Consider the following 23,101-nt stretch of genomic DNA (forward strand, 5'->3'; position numbering starts at 1 on the left):
GAGGCTTTGTAGCAATTCGCCCGCTTCCCTTGCCGGACAGCATCGGGATGCCAATGTCCCCTGCACACGATACCGAGAGGAGAGAGCCATGGCCAACCTGAAGAAAATTCTGCTCGTCGATGATGACGACGATCTCCGCGAGGCCCTCTCCGAACAGCTGGTCATGACCGAGGATTTCGACGTGTTCGAAGCCGAGAACGGTCAGGACGCGATGGAGAAAGTGAAGGGTGGCATTTTCGATCTGGTGATCCTCGACGTGGGCTTGCCGGATACCGACGGGCGGGAACTCTGCCGCCGGATGCGCAAGCAGGGGGTGAAATGCCCTGTTCTCATGCTGACCGGCCATGACAGCGACAGCGACACCATTCTGGGGCTGGACGCGGGCGCGAACGATTACGTCACGAAGCCGTTCAAGTTTCCGGTCCTGCTCGCCCGCATCCGCGCGCAACTTCGCCAACATGAGCAATCCGAGGATGCGGTGTTCCAGCTTGGCCCGTATACGTTCAAGCCCTCGATGAAGATGCTGATCGACGAGCGGGAGCGGAAGATCCGCCTGACGGAGAAGGAAACGAACATCCTGAAGTTCCTCTATCGCGCCTCGGAGGGCGTGGTGCCGCGCGATGTGCTGCTGCATGAGGTCTGGGGCTACAACGCGGGTGTCACGACCCACACACTTGAGACCCACATCTATCGCCTTCGCCAGAAGATCGAGCCTGATCCGTCGAACGCGCGGCTTCTTGTCACCGAGTCGGGCGGCTACCGGCTGGTCGCCTGATTTCACGCGCTATGGCGGAACCAATGTGTCTCCCGGCGCATTAGGTCCGCGAAGCCCTCCCGTATCGGGGTCAGGATACGGAAACTCCCTGTTGGCACCTCAAAGGCCCGGCCCTGCGCCGGGCCCTTTTTTGTCCAGCTCCCTTGCCCTCCCTGCGCCCGGTTGGCATGGTCCCGCCGCCAGCCGGAGACCCCCATGACCTTCACAATCGCCACCTGGAACATCAACTCCATCCGCCTTCGCGAAGGACTCGTTCAGCGCCTGTTGGCAGAGGAATCGCCTGACATCCTGTGTCTGCAGGAATGCAAGTCGCCGGTTGAGAAAATCCCGGTCGAGCAGTTCCGCGCCCTGGGCTACACCCACATGGTCGCACGGGGGCAAAAGGGCTACAACGGCGTCGCAATCCTGTCGAAGCTACCGCTCCGCGATGCCGGCGATCGGGACTTTGCCACGCTGGGCCATGCGCGGCACGTCGCGGCAGAGCTTGAGAACGGTGTGACGATCCACAATTTCTACGTCCCAGCCGGCGGCGACATTCCCGACCGGGAGGCCAATGTGAAATTCGGCCAGAAGCTCGACTTCCTGACCGACATGACGCGGTTCTTTCAGACGGAGCGGCCACATAAGGCCATTCTCGTCGGCGATCTGAACATCGCACCGCGGGAAGACGACGTGTGGAACCACAAGCAACTGCTGCGCATCGTCAGCCATACGCCCGTTGAAGTCGAGCATCTGGAGCAGGTGCGGGAGTCCGGGCGCTGGGTGGATGTGACGCGGCAGGACATACCAGACGGACGACTTTACAGCTGGTGGTCCTACCGTTCCCCGGATTGGGACGCCGCAGACAAGGGGCGTCGCCTCGATCATATCTGGGCCACGCCGGATATCGTTTCAGCCGGTCACGGAAGCCGGGTGTTGCGGGCGGCACGGGGCTGGCAGCAACCCTCCGACCACGTGCCGGTTTTCGCCACTTTCGACCTTTAGGTTATTGCAGGTCGAAAGCGTTGACCTCTACCCTGCGGCGCTCCCCGCGCCCGGCTGTAGCACCGGTCAGGCGCACCTCGGTTCCGGGGGCCAGGTCGGCGCCGCGCCAAAGCGCCATGTCTATCCGCACCGGAATATCGCCGAACGCATCGCGGAAGATGAAGACATCCTCCGCATGATGGGCAATGAGCGCGCCGTTCAGGCTGACGCGCGACGCTTCGCCTGCAGACCGTACCTCCGCAACCGAAGAGATCGTGCTCCGCCCGGACGTCCCCATATACTGCGCCAACGCCGGAGCCGCGGCCGCGCCAGCGAGAACCACGAAGGCGAGGGGCATCTGCTGCATCTTCATGACGAGAGACCTTTCTCGGAATCGCTTGACGGTTGTCACCTATCTCGCATTGAAACCGCAAAGGGTTTGTAACGGTTCCCGTCGAGTGCGCAGAAGTTGCGGCAAAGATACCGCGTCTCGCTTTCGCTCTTGGTGTTTCGGATCGGTCGCCTCATATAGAGGGCAACGATTTTCCAAGGGGGCACATCCATGCTGGGACTGAGCGAGAAGAGCACAGCACCGCAGGCAGACGCCGAGCTGATCAAGGACACGACCGAAGCAACCTTCATGGCCGACGTGGTGGAGGCAAGCCGGGATATTCCGGTCATCGTGGATTTCTGGGCGCCGTGGTGCGGCCCCTGCCGCCAGCTCGGCCCGGCGCTGGAAGCGGCGGTCACCGCAGCGGGCGGTCGCGTCCGCATGGTGAAGCTGAATGTTGATGAAGCTCAGACGATCTCGTCCCAGCTCCGCATTCAGTCCATCCCCACGGTCTATGCCTTCTGGCAGGGCCAGCCCGTTGACGGTTTTCAGGGTGCATTGCCCAATTCCGAAGTGAGTGCTTTCGTGGAGCGCGTCGCGGCACTGGCCGGTGACGGCGGTCTCGGAGAGGCGATCGCCGTAGCGGAGCAGATGCTGGCAGAGGGCGCGGCGGAGGACGCCGCTGAAACCTTTGCGGCCATTCTGGGCGAGGATCCGGCCAGCGCCGCCGCCATTGGCGGACTTGTTCGGGCGCGGCTTGCGCTCGGACAGGTCGAGGAAGCGGCAGCCCTGCTCGACAACCTGTCGCCGGAGCTTGCCGCGGCGCCGGAGATCGGCGCCGCCCGTGCCCAGATCGAACTTGCCCGGCAGGCCACGAATGCGGGCCCGCTGGCGGAGCTCCGCGCGCGGGTCGAGGCTGATCCAGCGGATCTTCAGGCGCGTTTCGATCTCGCCCAAGCGCTTCATGCCAGCGGCGATGTGGAGGGCGGGGTCAACGAACTTCTGGACCTGTTCCGCCGTGACCGGGAATGGAACGACGGTGCCGCCAAGGCGCAACTCTTCACCATCTTCGATGCGCTGAAACCGCAGGATCCGATCGTGCTGAAGGGGCGCCGCCGTCTCAGCTCCATGATCTTCTCCTGACGGGCGGCGCCCGCCATGGCGATGATCAAGGAAGCCGACCTGCCCGATACGCTGCCCCTCTTTCCGTTGCCGGGGGCCCTGCTTCTGCCGCGCTCGAAGCTACCGCTGCATATCTTTGAGCCGCGCTATCTCGCGATGATGGAGGATTGCCTGCGTACCCGCCAGCGGCTGATCGGCATGATCCAGCCCCAGCAGGAAGGAGTGTTCGCCATCGGCTGTGCAGGGCGGATCTCCTCCTTTTCTGAGACGGAGGACGGGCGCTATCTCATCACGCTGACGGGGATCGCGCGGTTCCGTTTGCTGGAGGAAGTGCCGGGCTTCACCCCCTATCTGCGGGCCCGGGTGGAGTGGTCCGATTACCCCCGCGACATCGGCCACGCGGAGACGGATCCGTCCCTTGACCGGGAGGAGTTCCTGGACCTGCTCCACCGCTTCATGGAGTCGCACAGCCTGTCAACCGATTGGGGCAGCCTCAAAGAGGCGGAGGACGAGATGCTGATCAACGCCCTCTCGCAACTTCTACCCCTCGAGGTGGAGGACCGGCAGGCCCTGCTGGAGGCCCCGACCCTGCCTGAACGCAGGGAAGTGCTGACAACCCTGCTCGAATATGGGCTGCGCGGCGGATCGAAAGAGGAGATTATGCAATGACCCCTGACCTTGCTCCCACCGAGGCAGCAGAACCCCCGTTGTTCGACCGCCGGATGCTGGAATCGCTGGTCTGCCCTGTCACCCATCAAGCCTTGTCCTACGACGCGGAGCGGCAGGAACTGGTCTCTCGCGCGGCGAAGCTGGCATTCCCGATCCGCAGCGGCATCCCGATCATGCTGGTGAGCGAGGCGCGCTGCCTGTGAGGTTCAGAGCCAGTGCGCCGCGGCTTTCCCCGCATGGCGACCGGTGGCGAAGCACGCGGTAAGGAGATACCCCCCGGTGGGTGCCTCCCAATCCAGCATCTCGCCCGCGACATAGGTGCCGGGCAGGTCACGCAGCATGAGATCCGCATCCACCGCCTCCCAGCGCACACCGCCCGCCGTAGAGATCGCCTCGTCCAGCGGACGCAGGCCACCGTGCGAGATGGGAAGATGTTTCAACAGCATCGCAAGTGCCGGAGGATCCGTTGGCAGCGGTCGGCCGAACTCTTGGATCAGCGCGATAGCCGCGGGCGATAGACGGAGCGCCTTGCGCAGGCGATTGGCAAGGCTCTCGCCCTTCCGGCCCGCGCCAAGCCGGTCCGCTGCCTGCGCTTGCGTCATGTCTGGAATCAGATCCATCAGCAGGGGCGCCCCGTCCCGGACGTCCGCAACCACGGAATAAAGCCCGCCGCCTTCCAGCCCGCGGGCAGAGATCACCACCTCCCCCCGGCTGCGAAGCGCACCTGCCGAAAGGGCGATTCCCTTCAGCGGCGCACCGTGATGGCGTTGCATCATCGGCGACCACGGAACGATCAGCCCTGCATTCGCGGGCCTGAACGGCGCGAGCGGCACACCCCTTGCCGCCAGCCACACTGCCCATGCCCCGTCCGAGCCAAGACGAGCCCAGCTTGCCCCACCAAGCGCCAGCACCGTCACTCGGGGGGAGATCCGTCGTCTCCCCGTGGGCGCGTCAAAGGCGAAGGCCCCTTCCTCCCATCCGGTCCAAAGCCAGCGGGTACGGATCTCCACGCCCCCTTGCCTGAGCCTCAGGAGCCAAGCGCGGAGCAGCGGAGAGGCTTTCATGACCCGCGGAAAAACCCGGCCCGTGCTACCCGTGAAAACCTGCTCCCCCAGACCCTCCGCCCAATCCATGACCTGCTCCGGCCCGAAGGCGGTGAGAATGGGGCGCAGCCTCTCCTCCACCGGTCCATAATGGGCAAGAAACGCCTCCAGCGGTTCGTTTCTGGTCAGGTTCAGGCCGGATTTCCCCGCCATCAGCAACTTGCGCGCGGGCGAGGGCTTGCCCTCCGCTACCACGACGCGGCGACCGGCGGCAGCAAGCGCCTCCGCCGCCATCAGCCCGGCCGGCCCCGCGCCGATCACTAGCGCATCGACGGTTTCCGGCGGCTCAGCCAAGGAGCGCCTTGATCCCCGCGGTCACCCCTTCCTTCGCGGCAAGCGCGGCGGCGGAGAGGTCGAGCGCGGTTTCCATCAGCGCCTCACCAGGAACGAGACGGTCCACCAGCCCCCAGCGCAGTGCCTCCTCCGCTCCGATCCGCTGACCGGCAAGGAAGATCATGCGCGCCCGCGATGGGCCGACCAGCGCCGCCAGACGGCCGGGGTCCGGCGCGGGCGGGACAAAGCCGAGCCGGATCGCGGGATAGAAGAACGTTGCCTGCTGCACCGCGATCCGCAGGTCGCAGGCAAGCACCATGCCATGCGCGCCGCCTGCCAGCGTGCCGTTCAGCGCCGCGATGGTCAGCCCCGGCACCGCTGCCACGGCGGCCGAAAGCTCCACCCAGATGGGATCGGTCGCAAGTCCCGCGCGCGCCTCGTCCAGATCGGCCCCGGCGGAAAACACCTTGCCGCTGCCCGTCAGGATCACGGCGCGGGCCTCCGCCCGGCGGGCCTCCACCATGATCTCCACAAGCCGCACCAGCATCGCGCGGGTCAGCGCATTCGCCTTCTCCGGACGGTCAAGCGTGACGATCCACGCCCCTTCCGCCGTTTCAGTCAGACGGATCAAGCGGAAAGCCCCAGCCTTGCGCGAAGGCCCTCGTCCCGGAGCGCGAGCTCCTCCCCCAGATGGCCGTCAGCATCCGGGCCGCACATCCACAAAAGCGCCCGCGCTGGCCATTCCGGCGGCACATGAACAGACGGATCAAGCTGGCTCACCCGGTTGATGCCGGAAGCCCGGATGCGGACCTGCATCTCCGTCCGCACGGTTCCGGGCGACAGGCCCATGATGCGGATCCCCTTCTGACGGTTCTCCAGATCGCAGGCCCGCGTGAGCATCGCCGCGCCAGCCTTTCCGGAACAATAGGCGCTCCACCCTTCCAGCGGGTTGTGCGCGGCGCCGGAGGAGACGGTGATGATCGTGCCCGTTCCCCGCGCCAGCATCCCCGGCAGAACCGCCCGCATGCCGTTATAGACGCCGGTCAGGTTTATGGTGACGGAGGCCGCCCAATCCGCCGGATCGCTGTCCACGAGCGGGGCGATCGGGTCGACGACGCCCGCGTTGTTGATGAGGATATCGGGCGCGCCGAACACCGCCGCCAGCCGGTCCACCGCGGCGCTCACCTGTCCGAATTCGGCGACATCGCAGGGCAGCGCATGGGCATTCGACCCGAGTTCCGCCGCTAGCCCGGCAAGCTGCGCCGCGTTCCGGCCCACCAGCCCCACGCGCGCGCCCTCGGCCACGAAAAGCCGTGCCGTCGCCGCGCCGATGCCACGCCCTGCGCCGGTTATCAGCGCGATCCGCCCTTCTAGTTCCGCCATCCTGTCACCTCTCCGTCAGCACGCGTCGGGGATCGGGTGAAGGGCTTGACCTGCCTTTCTGCGCACCAGATGGTGGCCCGGCCTCCAGACGCGAAGGGTTCGACGATGCCGTATCGGAAGTTCATGCCGCAGCTCGCCCGCCCCGTGCTTAGCGCGGCGGCGATCCTCATGGCAACCACGCTCGCCGCGCGGGCAGATCTGACCCCGGCAGGACTGTGGCAGGACTGGCAGGCGCAGGCGCACGCCGCGGGTCAGGAACTCTCGGCTGGGAATACGGCGGAAGCGGCCGGGACGCTCACACTCACGGATGTCGCCTTCAGCGCGATGCACGGGTCGGACCGGGTCAGCGGAACCATCCCGCAGATCGCCCTGACCGGCGCGGGCGGCGGCGTCGACGTCACCTTCAGCCCCGAATATCCCGTTCTGGTGGAGAGTACTCTCCCCCCCGATCCCGAGGCGCTTGCCGATGGGGAGGATGAGGCCGTGCCGACACGGATGACACTTCTCATCAGCCATCCCGGCCTCGCTCTCCATGCCACGGGCCAGCCCGAGGACGTCACTTACCAGATGACCATGCCCAACCTCACCGCCACGCTGCAGGAGATGGAAAGTGGCGAGACGGTGGACGGATCGCTCGCTCTTCAGATGACGGCAAGCGGTATCACGGGCACCTACCGCATCACCGGTGCCGCCAACACGGACCACGAGATCGACACTCGGACGCAGGTGGAGGCCGCCGGCCTTACCCTTTCCCAGAGCGGACCCGAAGGGGAGGAGGCGATGACCGACGGCCCCGGCGGAAACTATCAGATGGTGCTGTCCGCCCAGTCGATCGAAACCCGGTCCACCGGGGCGCTGCCGGTGATCGCCGGTGGCGCGACCTTCGCCGACCTGATCCGCCTTTCCGCCAGCGGGACTCTGAGTCACGGACCGGTGAGCCTGACACTCACCGAAACCGATCCGGAAGGCCAGCCGCGGATCGTGGAGGCGACAGCCGAGCGCGGCAGCGCGGATTACGCGCTCACCCACGGGCAGGTCGCCTACAAGGGGGAGACAGAGGCCGGGCGGCTTAGCGTCAGCGGCGGGCCGGAAGCGCCCCCGATGTCGCTCACCGCGGACCGTGCGAATTTCGACGCGGCCTTTCCCGCGCGGGTCGCGGAGGCCGCCGAACCCTTCCGCTTCATGAGCAGGCTGGAAGGGGTGCGTGCGGACGACCTGCTGTGGCAACAGGTCGATCCCACCGGCATTCTGCCGCGCGACCCCGCGCTGGTCTCGCTCGCGCTCTCAGGGACCATGCGCTGGCTGGCCAACCCGTCCGACCCGTCAGCCATGGCCGAGGCGCCGTATCAGTTCGAGACGGTGAATATCGACGATCTGGACATTTCCGCCATCGGCGCGGGAGTGAAGGGGCGCGGCAGCTTCACCATCGACAACAGCGACCTGACGACATGGGACGGCCTGCCGAAACCCGTGGGTGGGCTGGACCTGACGATCCGTGGCAGCGATCAGGCCATGGACAAGCTCGTACAGCTCGGCCTGCTCGCGCCCCAACAGGCGATGGTCGCGAAGATGATGCTGCAGGGATTCTCCCGCCCAGGACCGGAACCCGGCACGCTGACGACCCGCATCGAACTGACCCAGAGCGGGTCGATCCGCGCCAATGGCAAGGGCCTGCTGCCCTGAGCGCGCTTGCCCTCACGCCGGGGGTGGCCTACCTCAGAACGGTAATGGAGGCCCGAAAGAATGGCGGATCTTGAGAAACTGACCGTGGCGGTGCTGGATGCGGCCCGCCGCGCAGGGGCAGAGGCGGCGGACGCCCTGGCCGTGGACGGCTCCAGCGTGGAGGTGGATGTCCGTCACGGGCGGCTGGAGCAGGCGTCCCGCTCCGACGGGGTGGAGATCGGCCTCCGTGTGCTGATCGGCAAGCGGCAGGCCTGTGTCTCCGCCTCCGATGTCAGTGCGCGCACGCTGGATGAGATCGCCGAACGCGCCGTCGCCATGGCGCGCGCCGCGCCGGAGGACCGCTGGATCGGACTCGCGGAGCCCGGGCAACTGGCGCGGGACTGGGACACGGCGGCGCTGGAGCTTTCGGCGGAGGAGGAACCACCTACCCCCGCCGATCTCGAAAACCGCGCGAGAGAGGCGGAGGCCGCAGCGCTCTCGCACAACGGTATCGAACAGGCGGAAAGCTCTGCCACGGCGGGGGTGCGCCGCATCCATCTGGCCACGAGCAACGGGTTCTCGGGGGGCTATGCGCGGTCCTGGCATTCCCTCTCCTGCCTCGCCATCACCGGGACGGGCACCGGCATGGAGCGGGATTACTATGCCGACAGCCGCGTCCGACTGGCCGACATGGACAGCGCCGAAACCGTAGGCCGCATCGCGGCGGAACGGACGCTCGACCGTGCTCGCCCGCGGAAACCGGCGACGGGCATGTTCCCGGTGCTGTTCGACGAGCGGATTTCCAGCTCGCTCATCGGGCACCTGCTGGAGGCGGTGAACGGCAGCGCCATCGCCCGCGGTTCTTCCTGGCTGCGGAATGCACTGGGAGAGGTCGTGCTGCCGGAAGCAATGAGCCTGACCGAAGACCCGCTCCGGCCAGGTGTTTTCGGCTCCCGCCCCTTCGATGCGGAGGGTCTGCCGGCCCGCTCCCGCCAGATCGTGCGTGACGGGGTGCTGACGGGCTGGACGCTGGATCTCGCTACGGGGCGGCAGCTCGGCATGGAGAGCACGGGGAACGCCGTGCGCGGCACCAGCGCGCCCCCCTCTCCCGGCGTCACCAACGTCACGCTGAGCCAGGGGCAGGCCACGCGCGACGAGTTGCTTGCCGCCATGGGAACCGGGCTTCTGGTTACCTCCTTCATCGGGGCCACGATCAATCCCAATACGGGGGATTATTCGCGCGGCGCATCGGGATTCTGGGTGGAGGGCGGCCAGATCGCCTATCCGGTGAACGAATGCACGATCGCGGGCAATCTGCGCGACATGCTGGCGCGGATCGTTCCGGCCAACGACGCGCGCACTCACCTGTCGCGCGTTGTGCCGAGCCTTTTCGTCGGGGAAATGACGGTTGCCGGATCATGACCTCACCCTTCTGATCGACGCGGCGCAACGAGCGGGCGAGATCTCTTCCCGCTACTGGCGCCGGGAGCCGGAGGCATGGGAAAAGCCGGGGGGCGCGGGGCCGGTGACCGAGGCCGATCTCGCCGTCAACCGGATGCTCCGGGAGCATCTGGCCACGGCGCGCCCCGAGTACGGCTGGCTGTCTGAGGAAAGCGACGACAACGAGGCCCGCCTCGGCGCGCGGCGGGTGTTCATCGTCGATCCCATCGACGGCACACGCTCCTTCATGGCGGGAGAGCCGAGCTTTGCCCACTCCATCGCCGTAGCAGAGGAAGGGCGCGTGATCGCGGGCGTCGTATATCTTCCGCAGATGTCCGCGCTCTATACCGCCACAGCCGAGGGACCGGCGGCACTGAACGGCGTGCCCATCGGGGCAAGCGGGCGGACGGATCCGTCTGGCGGGACGATCCTCGCGACCCGGCCCGTGCTTCAATCGGGCATGTGGCGGGGTGGATTGATCCCGCCTATGCGGCAGGTATTCCGCGCCTCCATCGCCTTTCGCCTCTGCCTGATCGCGGAGGGGCGGTTCGACGCTCTGGTCGTGCTTCGCGACACCTGGGAATGGGATATGGCAGCAGGTGCGCTGATCGCCGCACGGGCGGGTGCCGTGGTGACGGATCGGCGTGGAGAGCAGCCAAGGTTCAACCGGCGGGTGCCGCTCGTGGCCGGCATCGTCGCCGCTTCCCCCGAATTGCAGGGCAAGTTGCTGGACGGGCTTGTGCCCCATCCGTGAACCGGCCTCCCTTGAGGCCCGCGGGTACATGTCGTAACTTCCGCCATCCTCAACAAGCGTGGAAGGACCGCCCATGCAACGCCTGCACCTCGTGTTCGGGGGAGAGCTCAAAGATGTCTCCTCAACCGTTTTCAGCGATGTGAAGGCGATTGATATCGTCGGCATCTTCCCGGACTACGCTTCCGCCTATTCGGCATGGAAATCGGCCGCACAACGCACGGTGGACGAAGCCCAAACCCGCTACTTCATCGCGCATCTCCATCGCCTGCGCGATGAGGAGCGGGAAACGAGCACGACTGAGGAGCTCGGTGGCTGACCCCGGCGCACAGGCTTCACGGACGGAAAGTGTTCCTTCCGCCACGGCGGATGCCAAACCGATAGCCACCGGGAAAACCGGCGGATCCTTTGCGCTGCGCACCTATCTGCGGATCGGAGCGCCCCCGCCGCCCGGCGCTTCGGACGCGGGGGCACTTCCCGCACGGCCTGAGGGGACTGTCCTGTGGCTCCATCTGGCCTCCGCCGGCCATCGGGCCGCGGCCGATGAGCTTGTCCGCCGCCTCCGCCGCGTTCGTCCTGCTGTGCAGGTGGTGATGACGGGCGAAGAAACCGGCACGTCGAGCCCCCAGACGGAGGCCGCGGCCTCCCGGTTTCTGGAACACTGGCAGCCCGGACTGATCGTTCTTGTCGGCGGAGAGCTGGTTCCCGCGGTAATCGATGCCGGTCATCGTCGCGGAACCCCGATCATCGTGATCGATGGGGTGAGAGCGCCCGCACGGGGCGGCTGGCGCTGGTGGCCCGGTGTTTCCCGCGCAATGCTTCGTCGGATCTCCAGGATACTGGTGCAGGACGATGCGGCGCTCCGGGACTGGCGGCGCATGGGGGCGCGCCCAGACCAGGTGGAGGTCTCGGGCCGCCTGGAAGAGGGGCACGGCGCGCTTCCCTGCACCGAGGCGGAGCGTGACGATCTCGCCCACACACTCCGCGCGCGGCCTGTCTGGCTCGCTATCGGCCTTCCCGAGGCGGAGGAGGCGGTGGCCATCGCCGCGCATCGTGCGGCTCTGGGGCTGCGGCACCGCCTCATGATGATCGTCGTTCCCGAAGACCCGGAAAACGGCCCGACCCTTGCACGTCGCCTTCAGGACGACGGCTGGGACGTGGCGCTCCGCTCGCGCGAGGAGGAACCGGTGGAGGCAGAGCAGATCTATATCGCGGATACGGAGGGGGAGCTTGGCCTGTGGTATCGTCTTGCCCCTGTGACCTATTTCGGCGGCACGCTTTCGGGCAAGGGCAAGCCGCGACATCCTTATGAGGCCGCTGCACTCGGCTCCGCCATCCTGCACGGACCCAAGACCGACCCCCATACGGCGGCCTATGCCAGGCTGGGGCGTGGCGGCGCGGCGCGGGTCCTGCGGGGAGCGCCGGAATTCGGTAGCGCACTCAGCGAACTGCTAGCTCCCGACCGGGCGGCGCAGCTGGCTCACAATGCATGGGAAGTGACATCCAGCGGTGCCGAGGTCACCGATCGGGTCGTGGAGCTTCTGCTCCGCATGCTTGATGAGGCTGCGGCGGCAGAGATCGGTGGAGCGGGATGATGCAGGCACCGAGGTTCTGGTTTACCGCGCCGGATCGCCTGGACTGGCGGGCGCGGCTCCTCGCCCCGCTGGGCTGCGTCTACGCCTCCGCCACTGCGCGGCGTGTCGCGCGTCCCCCCGAGCTTCGACCGGATGTCCCGGTGATCTGCGTGGGCAATATCAACGCGGGCGGCACGGGAAAGACGCCGACCGTTATCGCCCTTCTTCAGCGTCTGGCTGAGCGCGGCGTCACGGCAGGCGTGGTGTCCCGCGGCTATGGAGGCAGACTTCCCGGGCCGGGCCGGGTCGATCCCGCCCGCCATAGGGCAGAGGAGGTGGGTGACGAGCCCCTGCTGCTCGCCGCCTTCGGGCCGGTCTGGGTTGCACGCGACAGAGCGGCAGGGGTAAGGGCGGCCATCGAGAGCGGAATGAAGGCCGTGCTGCTGGACGACGGATTGCAGAACCCTGCCGTTGCCAAGTCGCTCTCCCTCGTGGTCGCCGATGCGGCGACGGGGTTTGGCAATGGCCGCGTCCTGCCCGCCGGGCCGCTCCGTGAGCCGGTGGCGATAGGGTTGAAGCGGGCGAACCTGCTGCTGACGATCGGCGATGCCGCAGCGCAGGCACGGTTCGATGGGCGATGGGGGGCGGATATCCCTGTGCCCCGGCTGCGCGGCGCACTGATCCCGCTTCAGACCGGGATGGACTGGGCAGGGCTTCGCGTTCTGGCCTTTGCGGGGATCGGACGACCTGAAAAGTTCTTCGCTACCCTGCGCTCGCTTGGTGCGGAGATCGTGCGGGCGGAGGCTCTGCCGGATCATGCAGCCTTTTCCGCTCCCCTGCTCAACCGGTTGGAGTCGGATGCACGTGCAGGAGGATTGCAGCTCGTCACGACGGAAAAGGACGCGGCACGGTTGCCTGCCTCCTTCCGCTCCAGCGTGCTCACCCTGCCCGTTCGCCTTGTACTGGAGGACTGGGAGCCGCTGGATGCGGCCCTCGATCGGATCGGCCTTTAGCAGGCTGCCGAAAAAGTCGGTCACCTCCCCAGGCTTGCGTCGAAAGCCAGAAAATGTGCCCCGTCACGGGCCAAAACTGGCGGTTTCCGGGGCGCATCTCAACATTGTGGGAAAGATCTCCGCCTCAGGGGGAATCGTGTAATGCTTTTTCAGCAGTCCGTTAGCGGGCTGCTGAAAACGTTCTAAAGTGTCATGCCACGCGCCGGAAATCGGCAATCAGCGCGGAAACGCCCGGAATTATATGGATTTTCGGCTGGATTTTCAGATGGCAAACGATTCCCGCCCCAACATAGGCAAAAAATCCTTTTTCAGCAGTCCGTTAGCGGACCGCTAGGAAAGTCGCGGGCCTATCCAGCCATGCGTTGAAAACCAGAAAAGCGATCCGTTCACGAGCCCAAACCCGCAGTTTCCGGTAGATCTTCAACCATATATGGAAGCTCTTCACAGTGGAGCAACCTCGGAAGCTTGTTTCAGCACCCGTAGCAGGCTGCTGAAACAAGCTTCCAGAGCTATACTGGAGCGAAAATCGTTCGTGGTCTGCATACTTCGGGTCAGTCCTGGGCAGATTTCCCGATTTTCAGAGCACGTATGAGACTTCAGAACTCTTTCAACAGCCTGTCAGCTACTGGATATCGGCAAAGACGCGGCGGAGACGATCCACAGCCTCCTCCACCCGGCTGCGCGGCGTGGCGAGGTTGAAGCGGAGGAACCCGTCCCCCCCGCGCCCGAAGGTGGTGCCGTGGTTGGCCGCGATACCGGCCTCTCCTTCCACCCGCCGCAGCACTTCGGCCTCGGTCATGCCGAGACCGGAGAAATCCACCCAGGCAAGATAGGTCGCCTCCAGCGGCATGGAGAACAGGCCCGGAATAGCCGAAAGGCCCTCATCGAAAAGCCGGCGGTTACCGTCGATATAGGTCATCAGAGCATCCAGCCAGGCCGCCCCTTCTGGCGAATAGGCCGCGGTGGCCATGTGCAGACCGAAGCTGTTGGGCGAGATCCCCATCGCGCCCAACGTCTCCTGAAACTGCTTGCGCAGATGCGGGTCTGGAATAATCACATTGCCGGTATGAGAGCCGGCAATATTGAAGGTCTTCGTTGTCGCGGTCATCATCACCAGCCGGTCGAGGATGTCCGGCGCAGCCAGCGACATGACCGTATGCTTCTGCCCCGGATAGACCAGATCGTGGTGGATTTCATCGGAGATAAGGATCAGGCCGTGCCGCTTGGCGAAATCGGCAAATCCGCGCAACTCCTCCACCGTCCAGACACGACCGCCCGGATTGTGCGGCGAACAGAGGATAAGCATCTTTTCCCGTCCGGTCATCCTGTCATCCGCAGCAGCGAAATCGGGCACGTAACGACCGTCGTCCAGTGCCAGCGGACATTCTACGACCTCTCTGCCGGCGGCGCGAATGACCCGGGCAAAGGCGTGGTACACCGGTGTGAACAGCACGACACCATCCCCGGGCTCCGTCCATGTCTGTACGCAGAGACCCGTGGCGTTCACCAGCCCGTGCGTGGTCGTGATCGCTTCCGCCGCGACATCCCAGTGGTGCCGTTCGGCCATCCACCAGCGGATCGCCTCAAGATAAGCCCCGTCATCGCCGAAATAGCCATAGACACCATGCCTCGCCATGCTTTCGACCGCGCGCTGCACCGCTTCGGGCGGACGGAAATCCATGTCCGCCACCCACATCGCAATGCCGCTATCGGCGGGCACCCCGTAGTTCCGGCTCATCATGTCCCACTTTGAGGAATGCGTGCCGCGGCGGTCGATTACCTCATCGAAATCTGGGGCAGAGGTCATGAGCATCTCCTTTTCTGGGCCAAAGCCTTATCTCCGGGGTTTCGGCGTGCAACCCCCTATCCTCGGCGGCGAAAGAGAAAGTGGTGGCGATTTTCCGCGGCGTCCCCATATTTGCCGATACATGCGCCACCGAGCCGCCCGCTGATCAAGGAGCAAGCCATGGCCGATACGATGTTTGCCAGTGCCCGAGCCGAAGACCCGCTGGCCTCGCTTTCCGCCGCACCGGAGGGTGCGCTTGCGATCATCACTCATGTGGAGGGGCCATCCTATCGGCCTGTCGGTGCGATGATGGCCGTGTTGCCGGGCGGCGGGCGCGTCGGAATGCTGTCCTCGGGCTGCATCGACGGCGATGTGGCGCTTCATGCTGCCGAAGCCATGGCGGATGGCTCTCCACGCAGATTGCGCTACGGCGCGGGCTCGCCCTTCATGGACATAGAACTGCCCTGCGGAGGCGGGTTGGACATCCTGATCCTGCCTCGCCCTGATCGGGCAACTCTTGCCCGGGCGGTGGCGGCGCGAGAGGCGCGCAAAACGATCTCTCTCGTGGTGGAGAGTGACGGAAGCATCATGGAAGAACCCGCGGGCAGCACCGCGACCGGGCTTGAGGGCGAGCGGTTCCACCTGTGCCTGACGCCGGAACTACGGTTTCTGGTGTTCGGTCGGGGGCCGGAGGCCGCCACTTTCGCAGCCTTCGTGCGAAGCGCGGGCTGGCCCATAGAGGCGTTTTCTCCGGACCCGGAGAGCCTCCTCGGTTCCGGGCTCGTCGTAACCTCCCTTCCGCGCCCGGTCATGCCCGATGTCGCGGTCGATCCGTGGACGGCAATCATCCTGTTCTTCCACGATCACGATTGGGAGCCCGAGATCCTGAAGGGTGCGCTGACCACAACGGCCTTCTATATCGGCGCTCTCGGGAGCCAGCGGGCACGGCGCGTGCGATCGGCAAGGATGCGCGAACTCGGAGTGAGCGAGGCGGATATTGCCCGGGCACGCGGCCCCGTCGGCCTCATCCCCTCAGCACGCGATCCCCGGACGCTGGCCGCGTCCGTTCTGGCGGAGGTGCTGGGAGAGGCGCAACGCATCACTCTCTGAACCTTTCTAGCGTACATTCACGGGTACCGCTCGTATCCACCATGCCGACCGGCAGGATCCCGACTCCGCTACTCTGAAAGGCGTCCGTAGAAATCCGAAGCCGGATCCGTCAGCACCATGGTGCGCAGCCGCTGCCAGAGATGACGGCGAAGCGTGCTGAATTCCGGTTCTCCCCGTGGATCCCGCCGCCAGCGCGGGCGGGGGAACGGGACGTCGATCACCTCTGCCACCTGCCCCGGTCGCGGTGACAGCAACACCACCCTGTCACCCACCAAGAGCGCCTCATCCACGCTATGCGTGACAAACAGAATCGCAGGCCCGTGTGCTGCGCTTTCCGTCAGGCGCATCGTCTCTGTCTGCATGAGTTCACGTGACTGAGCATCGAGGCTGGCGAAAGGCTCATCCATCAGCAGAAGACCCGGCTCGCGCGCCAAGGCCCGCGCCAGCGCGGTGCGTTGGCGCATGCCGCCGGAAAGCTGTGCCGGATAGGCGTCGGCGAACCGGGCCAGTCCGACGAGATCGACATAACGCAGAACGCGCTCTGCACGCTGCGCTTCGGGCAGGTCGGGGAGCGCGAAGGCAACATTTCCCGCGACGGTCTTCCATGGCAGAAGCCGGAAAGATTGAAAGACGATCGCGCTTTCAACGCCCGGTACCGGACGCTTCCCCCGGACCACCACCCTCCCGCCCGAGGGCCGCACCAGTCCGGCGGCGATGCGCAGCAGCGTGGTCTTGCCGCAGCCCGAGGGGCCAAGCAGCACGACCGTCTCCCCCTGCCGCACCGAGAGGTTGATGTCAGATAACGCCGCCACGGGCGAACCTGCGAAACTGTGCGACACATGCTCAAAGGAAAGGTAGGGATCGGCACTCGTCATCGGCAGGCGATCCTCCGCTGGGTCCATCATCTGCTGGGACGATCCCCTCCCTCTGCCACTCCTATCGTGCCCAGCACGGCGTCCTCAGGTCCGAAATTCACCCAGCTTTCCATTGCCGGCTTGGGTTTGCCGGCGAAATCTTCGGTCTCCCAAAGCCAGTCCACCGTGGTGTCCAACTCACCCCTCTCCAGACCGCCGTTTACGCTCCAACTCTGCGCGAAGGCCTGGCCCAGCTTGACGAGCGTTTCGTGCGATACGTCGGGCCGGGCCTTCTCCATAGCTGCAACCCATGTCGCGGGATCGGCGGCGAAATCCCGCGCGGCAAGGGTCATCGCCTCGATGACCGCTCGGACGTCCTCTCCACGCCGCTCCAGCACTGCCGTCGTGACGGCATTGACCTTGGAGACGATGGGCGCGGCGGCGTAGAAATCCTCAACTCCGACCAGAACGGACATGCGATCCGCCTCGGGCATGGACAGAAAGGTGCCGATCGACATGGTCGTCGCCGCGATCCGACCCGCCACAAGCGCCTGCGCTCGCACGTTCGGCTGCCCGAGCGGCACGAGATCGACCGTGGCCGGGTCCACTCCCTTTGCCGCCAGAACCCGAAGTGAGAGCAGGTGATCCACGCTGCCGATGCGCCCGATCCCGAACGCCTTGCCCGGAAGCTCTGACGTGGAGGTCAGACCGGAAGCGACGATCATGTAGGGAAGTGCCTTGTTGGGCGAAGTCACGGCGCGCAGGTCGTCCACCCCCTGAAGGCTGAGCTGAAGGAGCGCCTCCACCCCGACATTGGCCATCTCCCCCTCACCCGAGCGCAGGGCGGCGATGGCAAGCGGGGTCTGCTGCACGCGTACGAATTCCACATCCACCCCAGCGCGGTCGAAATACCCCTCGCTCTTCGCCAGCTCCATGACGGAATTGGGAACCAGCGGTGTTTCCATGTCGGTCACGATCACCCGGAAGGGTGCTGCGATCGCGGGCGCCGCAAGCAGAATTGCGACGGCGCCCGCCGCGAACAAAGCCCTGACAGTCATCCGTTTTTCTCTCCCCATCTTTCACTCCCTTACCGAGCCGATGCGGTTCGCCACCGTGTCAGCCGGTTCTCCAGATGACGGAGCGTCTCCGTGACCGCAACGCCCACCAGAGACAGAGTGAGCACGACGACGAAATATTCGGCCATCCGAAAGGAGTTACCGTAGATCGCCAGCAGGCCACCAAGCCCTGTGACCGCGGTGTAAAGCTCCGCTACGACCGTGTTTATCAACCCGATCGTCGCACCGAGCCTGAGCCCTACCATAAGGATCGGCAAGGATCCCGGAAGGATGACATGCAAAAAGATCCGTCCCGGCGACGCACCGGTCGCGCGGGCCATTTCCACCAGATCGGGATCGGCTTCGGAGACGCCGGTGTAGGCGTTGAGGATGACGGGCATCACCGCCCCCATGAAGACGATGAAGGCCTTCGCTTCCACCCCCAGCCCAAGGAGTACGATGATGAGGGGCACAAATGCCACACGGGGCGTTGCGGCCAGTGCGTAGACAAAAATGTCCAGCATGCGCCCGAGGGGCCGCACCACGCCCATGAGCACGCCCACGGCGATACCCACGACACCTGCGCTGATCGTGCCGAGAAGGTAAACCCTCAGGCTCGCCAGAAGCGCGGTCGTGATTTCGCCATCGGCAAACAACCGGCGCGCGGCGGATAACGTGGCAAGAGGCGTCGCGAACAGACCGGGTGGAAGCCTCTCGGCCGTGATCTGCCATGCGAGAAGGACCAACGCGAGAAACAGCAGCCTGAGGCCGATAACTTTCACATCGTCAATCCTTGCTCCCCGCCGCGGTGGACAAGAGAGCAGAGGGGCGGGAAGATTTCCAGCCCTTCTGCGTAATCGTTCAGGGCAGTGTGCGCCGTCCGCCCCCATCCATCACCAACTGCTGTGCGAGATGGCGAGCAAGTGGCCACGGACCGTAACCGCTGTCGCTATCGATGCCGCCTGCATGGCCGAGATCAAGCATATCGGCCTGCCATATCTCGGCAAGCCGCCGGGCGTTCAGCCATGGCAGAGAGGAATCATTGCGGCTGGCGACCAGCACGGCGGGAACATTCAAAGGCAATTTTGGCGGCGCGAAACTCTCCAGCCCACGCGGCGCAACTAGCAATGCGCCCCCCACCCGGATCTGCGGCCAGGAGGCGACCACCCGCGCGATCAGCGAGGCCCCCAGACCATGCCCTACCAGAACAGCGCCAGGATGCTGAAGCAGAATGCCGGCCAGTTCCACCTCCCATTGTCGTGGGCAGGGCCGATGCCAATCCATCTGCTCCACCAGAAGCGCACCGGGAACCGTGCTTGCCAACCAGTGCTGCCAATGCGGCGCAGGAGCGCCTCCCAGACCGGGAACGATGAGCATCTTGACCATGAAACCTCCGGACAAAAGCAACGTCTCCACGTCTTGCGGGGAGAGTACTGCCGCGTCATGAACGGACGAAAGCCGGGATGGTTCCCAAAACATGGCTCGATCCGGGGGTTTGGCGGCTGAAGGCCGGGTCAGTTCGAGGTCAGGCCAGCATGTCCCGCACCATCGGTGCGACACGGGTTCCGTAGAGTTCGATGCACCGCATCAGATTGTCATGCGGCAGTGGTCCGGCGGAATATTTCAGATCAAACCGCACGAGACCCAGCGCCCTCACCGAGCGAGCAATCTTGCGAGCCACCGTTTCAGCCCCACCGACGCAAAGCGCGCCGTGCTCCACCTCCCGCTCGAAATCCTCGCGCCGGAGCGGTGGCCAGCCCCGGCCCGCGCCGATCCGGTCGTGCATCTCCGCATAGGGGCCGAAGAACTCCGCCTTGGCCGTCTCGTCATCCACCCCTACATAGCCGGGAGAATGCATTCCCACCGGCTGCACGGGCGCGCCGGTCTGGGCAAAGACCTTCTGATAAAGATCCACATAGGGGCGGAAGCGTTTCGGATCGCCGCCAATGACAGCCAGCATCATCGGCAAATCATAGCTCGCCGCGCGCACGACCGATTCCGGGCTGCCACCGACCCCGACCCAGGTGCGCAGCGGTCCCCGCTCCAGCGTCGGAAACACCTCGGTGTTCTTCAGCGGCGCACGCACACTGCCCTGCCAAGTGACCGGCCCGCCCTTCGCCAGCTCGGCAAAGAGCGCGAGCTTTTCCTCGAAAAGCCGCTCGTACTGGTCCATCGGATAGCCGAAGAGCGGAAAGCTCTCGGTGAAGGAGCCGCGCCCCACGATCACCTCCGCCCGCCCGCCGGAGACGGCGTCGAGCGTGGAGAACCGCTGAAACACCCGCACCGGCTCATCCGAGGACAGCACCGTCACCGCAGAGCCAAGACGGATCCGTTGGGTTCGCGCTGCGATGGCAGCCAGAACTACCTCTGGTGCGGAGACGGCGAAATCGGCGCGGTGATGCTCCCCTACACCGAAGAAATCGAGGCCGAGGCTATCGGCCAGGACCCCCTCCTCCACCACGTTACGTATGGCCTGCGCGTGGGTTTCCGGCTTGCCGGCGGCAGTATTCATGACGTCCCCGAACGTGTCGAGACCGAGTTCCAAAGCCTGTGCCATGGGGATTCCTCAGTAGTTTTCTGGCAGATAGGCACTCCGGCCAAAATGTTCCAGATCGTGCGGCCCGCTTGAGGAACCCACCCCGCCCTCCCGCGTTGGGAGCATATGTCCGTCCCCGAGGGGCGGTCCTCCCCGCAAATCGCCAGAGGCTTCTTGCCCAGCCAAAAAGGACAGCTCATGCCCCCTCGCTCGACGCGCGACCTCTCACCCACACGGCGTGGCTTTCTTCAGGGTGGGGCGGTCGGCGTCACTGTGGCGGCTTTTTCCCGGCCCGCACTGGCACGTACGGGGGTGGAGCGGACAGAGGATGTCCCCCCGCTCGACCGCTATCAGCGCGTTTTTCTCAGCGATGCGGAATGGGTCTTCATCATGGCGGCGGTGGCGCGACTCATCCCTTCGGAAGGCGAGGGGCCCGGGGCGATAGAGGCGCGGGTGCCGGTGTTCATCGACCGTCAGCTCTCGGGTGACTTCGGGAGGGCCGCGACCCTCTATATGCAGGGGCCGCATGTGCCGGATGCCGATCCGAATCTCGGCTATCAAAGCCCGTTGTCACCCGCGCAGATTTACCGGGGCGCAATCCCGATCTTCAACGACTGGTGTATCCGCCAGAAGGGCGCGGGCTTTGCCGACCTCGCCGCCGCAGAGCAGGATGAGGCGATCACGGCGCTTATGGCGAAAGAGGTTCCCCTACCGCCCGAGATGCGGGACTTCGGTGACCTTCTTCTCCAGAATACGAAGGAGGGTTATTTCGCGGACCCGATGTATGGCGGCAACCACGGTATGCAGGCCTGGGTGCATATCGGCTTTCCTGGCGCGCGCGGCAGCTTTCTTGAATGGATTGATCAAACGGGACGTGCCCTATCCGCTCGGCCCCGTGTCGATCTCTGGCGACAGGGCCTGAGCGATGGCGCGCACCGAGAAGAAGAAGGACGCGGTCATCGTTGGGCTCGGATGGACAGGCGCCATCCTTGGCATGGAACTCGCAACCGAGGGGTTGGAAGTCGTCGCGCTCGAGCGTGGCAAGGACCGGGCGACCGTGCCGGATTTCCAGTATCCCAACATAATCGACGAGTTGCGCTATGGCGTGCGGCTCGAGCTCATGCAGAAGCCCGCTCGCTCCACCCTGACGATCCGGCGCACGCTGACGGAGCGGGCGCTGCCCTACCGGCAGCTCGGCTCCTTTTTGCCCGGCGACGGTGTGGGAGGGGCGGGAGTCCACTGGAACGGCCAGAACTGGCGCCCGATGGAGAACGAGTTCCGCCTGCGCTCCTATGTGCGCGAGAACTGGGGCGAAGGGATCATTCCCGCGGGCATGGATCTTTACGACTATCCTCTCACCTATGCGGAACTGGAGCCGTTCTTCGACCGGTTCGAATACATGGCGGGCATTTCCGGCAAGGCGGGCAACATACGCGGGCAGATCATTCCGGGCGGCAATCCATTCGAGGCCCCCCGCTCCCGCGATTACCCGATGCCTGCACTGCCGCAGACGCTGGACGCCACGATGTTCGCAGAGGCGGCGCGCGCCATGGGCTATCATCCCTTTCCGCGCCCAGCGGGCAACGCCTCCCGCGCCTATGTGAACGAATACGGGATGCAGCTCGGCCCCTGCAACTTCTGCGGGTTCTGCGAACGCTACGGCTGCCTCAACTACTCCAAATCCGCCCCGCAGACCTGCATTCTGGACGCGCTGCGACGGAAACCCAATTTCTCCTATCGCACGGAGGCGGAAGTGATGCGGGTGGAACTTGCCCCCGACGGCAAGACCGCGACCGGCGTCACCTATTTCGACGAAGCGACGCAGGAGGAGGTGTTTCAGCCCGCTGATCTGGTCGTTCTCTGCGCCTACCAGTTTCACAACGTGCATCTCATGCTGCTGTCCGGGATCGGCAGGCCGTACGATCCGGCCAGCGGGGAGGGCGTCACCGGGCGCAACTATGCCTATCAGGTCATGGGGGATACCTCGCTCTTTTTCCGGGAGCGTAATTTCAACCCGTTCGTCGGAGCGGGATCGAACGGCATGTGCATCGACGATTTCGCCATCAGCCAGATCGACTTCGGGCGCGAGGGCTTCATCGGCGGCAGCTACATCTCCGCAGGGATCACCAATGGCCAGCCGATACGCTCCATGAGCCTGCCGCCCGAAACGCCAAAATGGGGCAGCGGCTGGAAGAGCGGTGTGAAGGAATGGTACGGGCGGTCCATGTCCATCGGATCTCACGGGTCCAACATGTCGTATCGGGATACCTATCTCGACCTCGATCCGACCTACAAGGACCGGTTCGGGCGCCCGCTCCTCAGGATGACTTTCGACTGGAAGCCGAACGATATCCGCATGACGCAGTTCATGAAATCAAAGATCGAGCCCATCGCCGAGTCGATGGCTCCCTACTTCCAGACTTCCTCCTACATGACCCATGCCAGCCGTTACGATGTGCGGCCCTACCAGACGACGCACAACGTCGGCGGGGCGATCATGGGGGCGGATCCGTCGCTCTCGGCGGTGAACCGCTATCTCCAGACATGGGACAAGCACAACGTCTTCGTGATGGGGGCATCAGCCTTTCCACAGAATATCCAGTACAACCCCACCGGCCTTGTGGGTGCACTGGCCTACTGGGCAGCTCACGCGATCCGCACCGAGTACCTTTCCAACCCCCGCCCGCTGGTCTGAGGAGGT

Annotated in this window: 23 protein-coding genes and 1 pseudogene; 14 read left to right on the forward strand and 10 right to left on the reverse strand. The window is 65.2% G+C overall.

All coding sequences use genetic code 11. The annotated features are described in order from the left end of the window. The first annotated feature begins 88 nt into the window (after window positions 1–88). Both CG51_RS06735 and CG51_RS06740 read left to right on the forward strand, forming a co-directional pair. Window positions 89–775 (forward strand): response regulator transcription factor, encoded by a 687-nt coding sequence (locus CG51_RS06735; RefSeq protein ID WP_035743345.1) that lies wholly within the window; start codon window positions 89–91, stop codon window positions 773–775. 195 nt (window positions 776–970) lie between these two features. After that, window positions 971–1,759: an exodeoxyribonuclease III gene (locus tag CG51_RS06740; protein WP_035743347.1), complete on the forward strand. Its 789-nt coding sequence runs from the start codon at window positions 971–973 to the stop codon at window positions 1,757–1,759. Window position 1,760: 1 nt separating this feature from the next. Here CG51_RS06740 and CG51_RS06745 read toward each other — a convergent pair whose 3' ends face one another. Further along, window positions 1,761–2,096 (reverse strand): NirD/YgiW/YdeI family stress tolerance protein, encoded by a 336-nt coding sequence (locus CG51_RS06745; protein WP_158212559.1) that lies wholly within the window; start codon window positions 2,094–2,096, stop codon window positions 1,761–1,763. Between the two features lie 204 nt (window positions 2,097–2,300). On the opposite strand from CG51_RS06745, the gene CG51_RS06750 reads away from it, so the two are divergent. From CG51_RS06750 to CG51_RS06760, 3 genes are read left to right on the forward strand one after another with little or no spacing between them, the layout of a single operon-like run. Continuing rightward, window positions 2,301–3,212, forward strand: coding sequence for a thioredoxin family protein (locus CG51_RS06750; protein WP_035743351.1), 912 nt, complete (start codon window positions 2,301–2,303; stop codon window positions 3,210–3,212). A gap of 21 nt (window positions 3,213–3,233) precedes the next feature. After that, a complete protein-coding gene (locus CG51_RS06755) occupies window positions 3,234–3,860 on the forward strand; it encodes an LON peptidase substrate-binding domain-containing protein (RefSeq protein ID WP_035743539.1) in 627 nt (208 codons plus the stop codon). Further along, window positions 3,857–4,063: a Trm112 family protein gene (locus tag CG51_RS06760; RefSeq protein ID WP_035743352.1), complete on the forward strand. Its 207-nt coding sequence runs from the start codon at window positions 3,857–3,859 to the stop codon at window positions 4,061–4,063. Before CG51_RS06755 ends, CG51_RS06760 begins: the two co-directional genes overlap by 4 nt. Window positions 4,064–4,066: 3 nt before the next feature. Here CG51_RS06760 and CG51_RS06765 read toward each other — a convergent pair whose 3' ends face one another. The 3 genes from CG51_RS06765 to CG51_RS06775 are packed head-to-tail and all read right to left on the reverse strand — an operon-like array spanning window position 4,067 to window position 6,619. Further along, window positions 4,067–5,257 (reverse strand): TIGR03862 family flavoprotein, encoded by a 1,191-nt coding sequence (locus tag CG51_RS06765; protein ID WP_035743353.1) that lies wholly within the window; start codon window positions 5,255–5,257, stop codon window positions 4,067–4,069. Next, window positions 5,250–5,867, reverse strand: a complete 618-nt coding sequence (locus tag CG51_RS06770; protein WP_035743355.1) for an enoyl-CoA hydratase/isomerase family protein — start codon at window positions 5,865–5,867, stop codon at window positions 5,250–5,252. The genes CG51_RS06765 and CG51_RS06770 overlap by 8 nt, the downstream gene beginning before the upstream one ends. Then, the gene (locus tag CG51_RS06775) at window positions 5,864–6,619 is read right to left on the reverse strand and encodes an SDR family oxidoreductase (RefSeq protein WP_035743357.1); all 756 of its coding nucleotides are present in this window, start codon (window positions 6,617–6,619) and stop codon (window positions 5,864–5,866) included. Before CG51_RS06775 ends, CG51_RS06770 begins: the two co-directional genes overlap by 4 nt. A gap of 105 nt (window positions 6,620–6,724) precedes the next feature. On the opposite strand from CG51_RS06775, the gene CG51_RS06780 reads away from it, so the two are divergent. The 6 genes from CG51_RS06780 to lpxK all read left to right on the forward strand — a co-directional run bounded on the left by CG51_RS06780 (window position 6,725) and on the right by lpxK (window position 13,059). Next, a complete protein-coding gene (locus CG51_RS06780) occupies window positions 6,725–8,302 on the forward strand; it encodes a DUF2125 domain-containing protein (protein ID WP_158212560.1) in 1,578 nt (525 codons plus the stop codon). Window positions 8,303–8,362: 60 nt separating this feature from the next. After that, entirely contained in the window at window positions 8,363–9,703 is a 1,341-nt protein-coding gene (locus tag CG51_RS06785; protein WP_035743361.1) for a TldD/PmbA family protein, read from the forward strand. Next, window positions 9,690–10,475: a 3'(2'),5'-bisphosphate nucleotidase CysQ gene (locus tag CG51_RS06790; protein WP_035743363.1), complete on the forward strand. Its 786-nt coding sequence runs from the start codon at window positions 9,690–9,692 to the stop codon at window positions 10,473–10,475. The genes CG51_RS06785 and CG51_RS06790 overlap by 14 nt, the downstream gene beginning before the upstream one ends. A gap of 73 nt (window positions 10,476–10,548) precedes the next feature. After that, window positions 10,549–10,791, forward strand: a complete 243-nt coding sequence (locus CG51_RS06795) for a DUF4170 domain-containing protein (protein ID WP_035712519.1) — start codon at window positions 10,549–10,551, stop codon at window positions 10,789–10,791. Beyond that, on the forward strand, window positions 10,784–12,067 hold the full coding sequence (locus CG51_RS06800) for a 3-deoxy-D-manno-octulosonic acid transferase (protein WP_051930173.1): 1,284 nt from the start codon (window positions 10,784–10,786) through the stop codon (window positions 12,065–12,067). The genes CG51_RS06795 and CG51_RS06800 overlap by 8 nt, the downstream gene beginning before the upstream one ends. After that, window positions 12,067–13,059: a tetraacyldisaccharide 4'-kinase gene (gene lpxK, locus CG51_RS06805; RefSeq protein WP_035743365.1), complete on the forward strand. Its 993-nt coding sequence runs from the start codon at window positions 12,067–12,069 to the stop codon at window positions 13,057–13,059. The genes CG51_RS06800 and lpxK overlap by 1 nt, the downstream gene beginning before the upstream one ends. Window positions 13,060–13,681: 622 nt before the next feature. Here the strand turns inward: lpxK and CG51_RS06810 are convergent. Continuing rightward, complete coding sequence (locus CG51_RS06810) at window positions 13,682–14,866, reverse strand: MalY/PatB family protein (protein ID WP_035743367.1); 1,185 nt, start codon at window positions 14,864–14,866, stop codon at window positions 13,682–13,684. A gap of 159 nt (window positions 14,867–15,025) precedes the next feature. Here CG51_RS06810 and CG51_RS06815 point away from each other — a divergent pair, with 159 nt between their 5' ends. Further along, entirely contained in the window at window positions 15,026–15,955 is a 930-nt protein-coding gene (locus CG51_RS06815; protein WP_051930175.1) for an XdhC family protein, read from the forward strand. Window positions 15,956–16,023: 68 nt separating this feature from the next. Here CG51_RS06815 and CG51_RS06820 read toward each other — a convergent pair whose 3' ends face one another. The 5 genes from CG51_RS06820 to CG51_RS06840 form a co-directional block, all read right to left on the reverse strand. Further along, window positions 16,024–16,860, reverse strand: coding sequence for an ABC transporter ATP-binding protein (locus CG51_RS06820; protein ID WP_233141330.1), 837 nt, complete (start codon window positions 16,858–16,860; stop codon window positions 16,024–16,026). Beyond that, window positions 16,857–17,867, reverse strand: a complete 1,011-nt coding sequence (locus CG51_RS06825; RefSeq protein WP_035743368.1) for an ABC transporter substrate-binding protein — start codon at window positions 17,865–17,867, stop codon at window positions 16,857–16,859. The genes CG51_RS06820 and CG51_RS06825 overlap by 4 nt, the downstream gene beginning before the upstream one ends. A 29-nt stretch (window positions 17,868–17,896) precedes the next feature. Next, window positions 17,897–18,646, reverse strand: a complete 750-nt coding sequence (locus tag CG51_RS06830) for an ABC transporter permease (protein ID WP_035743369.1) — start codon at window positions 18,644–18,646, stop codon at window positions 17,897–17,899. A gap of 79 nt (window positions 18,647–18,725) precedes the next feature. After that, window positions 18,726–19,250, reverse strand: coding sequence for an RBBP9/YdeN family alpha/beta hydrolase (locus CG51_RS06835; RefSeq protein WP_035743370.1), 525 nt, complete (start codon window positions 19,248–19,250; stop codon window positions 18,726–18,728). A gap of 139 nt (window positions 19,251–19,389) precedes the next feature. Beyond that, window positions 19,390–20,421, reverse strand: coding sequence for an LLM class flavin-dependent oxidoreductase (locus CG51_RS06840; protein ID WP_035743372.1), 1,032 nt, complete (start codon window positions 20,419–20,421; stop codon window positions 19,390–19,392). A gap of 369 nt (window positions 20,422–20,790) precedes the next feature. Between CG51_RS06840 and CG51_RS20705 the strand changes: the two are divergent. Both CG51_RS20705 and CG51_RS06845 read left to right on the forward strand, forming a co-directional pair. Continuing rightward, window positions 20,791–21,174, forward strand: a pseudogene (locus tag CG51_RS20705) (gluconate 2-dehydrogenase subunit 3 family protein); the annotation flags it as partial. Between the two features lie 151 nt (window positions 21,175–21,325). Continuing rightward, entirely contained in the window at window positions 21,326–23,095 is a 1,770-nt protein-coding gene (locus CG51_RS06845; RefSeq protein ID WP_035743374.1) for a GMC family oxidoreductase, read from the forward strand. The last annotated feature ends 6 nt before the right edge of the window (window positions 23,096–23,101 follow it).

Source organism: Haematobacter missouriensis, from assembly GCF_000740775.1.
Taxonomy (GTDB): Bacteria; Pseudomonadota; Alphaproteobacteria; order Rhodobacterales; family Rhodobacteraceae; genus Haematobacter; species Haematobacter missouriensis.